This is a genomic window from Streptomyces sp. NPDC002130, assembly GCF_040296465.1.
In the GTDB taxonomy this organism is placed as follows: domain Bacteria; phylum Actinomycetota; class Actinomycetes; order Streptomycetales; family Streptomycetaceae; genus Streptomyces.
In genome coordinates this window covers 1-1016 of sequence record NZ_JBEOXI010001300.1, presented here as the reverse complement: position 1 = coordinate 1016, position 1016 = coordinate 1, and the positions used below count along the sequence as shown (strand labels likewise).

2 protein-coding genes are annotated in these 1016 nt (G+C 63.4%); both read left to right on the top strand.

Features of this window, described 5'->3' with window-relative positions; translation table 11 throughout:
- Window positions 1-73 precede the first annotated feature (73 nt).
- A complete protein-coding gene (locus ABT116_RS50450) occupies window positions 74-760 on the top strand; it encodes a cytochrome c biogenesis CcdA family protein (RefSeq protein ID WP_351648603.1) in 687 nt (228 codons plus the stop codon).
- The coding region (locus ABT116_RS50445; RefSeq protein ID WP_351648601.1) for a cytochrome c biogenesis ResB family protein at window positions 757-1016 on the top strand (260 nt) is incomplete at its 3' end. The genes ABT116_RS50450 and ABT116_RS50445, both read left to right, overlap by 4 nt.

The following is a 1016-nucleotide window of genomic DNA, read 5'->3' as shown; positions in this document are numbered from 1 at the left end:
GCCGCACCTGCGGAAAGTTCCCCTCCGTCCACTCCTCCGGAACCCGCTCCGTCCCCTGGAACGTGGGCCGTGTGTGGTGCCGCTCGTTCCCGGATATCTGTCGTATCTGGCCGGCATTTCCGGAGCTGATTCTCCAGCGGTGACCCGTGGCGACGAGACCTCGGAACCTGCAGGCAGATGGCGGGTTACCGGCGCGGCAACGATGTTCGTTGCCGGATTCACCGTGGTGTTCGTTCTCGCCACCGCGTCGGTGTTCGGGGTGATCGGAACCCTGCGCATCAACGAAGACCTGCTCCAACGGGTGGGTGGTGTGATCACCATCGTGATGGGGTTGACCTTCATCGGCTTGATTCCTGCCTTGCAGAAAGACACACGGTTCGCCCCGCGGCGTATCTCCTCCCTTGCCGGCGCGCCCTTGTTGGGGGGCGTGTTCGCGTTGGGTTGGACACCATGTCTCGGCCCCACCCTCGCCGGAGTTATTTCGGTGGCGGCCGGAACTGAAGGCACGACAGCAGCGCGGGGCGTGATACTGATTGTCGCCTACTGTCTGGGATTGGGACTGCCGTTCATCGTGCTTGCGTTCGGGTCGGCGAAAGCTCTCCGCGGCGTCGGGTGGCTCAAACGCCATTCACGGACGATTCAGATCGTCGGCGGAATAATGCTCGTCGCTGTCGGGCTCGCACTGGTCACCGGCGTGTGGGGCATGTTCGTCGGCTGGTTACGCAACGAATTCGTCAGTTCGGTCGTGCTGCCGATATGACAGATAACGCCACCGCGGGAGGTCGCATCCGCCGCCTACCGAGACTGATTATCCGAGAAAGCGTTCGACTACTGCGCCACAATTGGCGCCGGTTGACGTCGATGAGCACCGCGCTCGTGCTCCTGTTCCTCTTGGCACTCGCAGCACTTCCCGGTGCTATGTTGCCTCAGCGGAGGGACGCTTCGGTGCAGTTCGAGCGGCAGGCGTTGCTGCGGTTCCTGCGGCGGACCTACATGGCCGCCGCGGAACCCGTCAC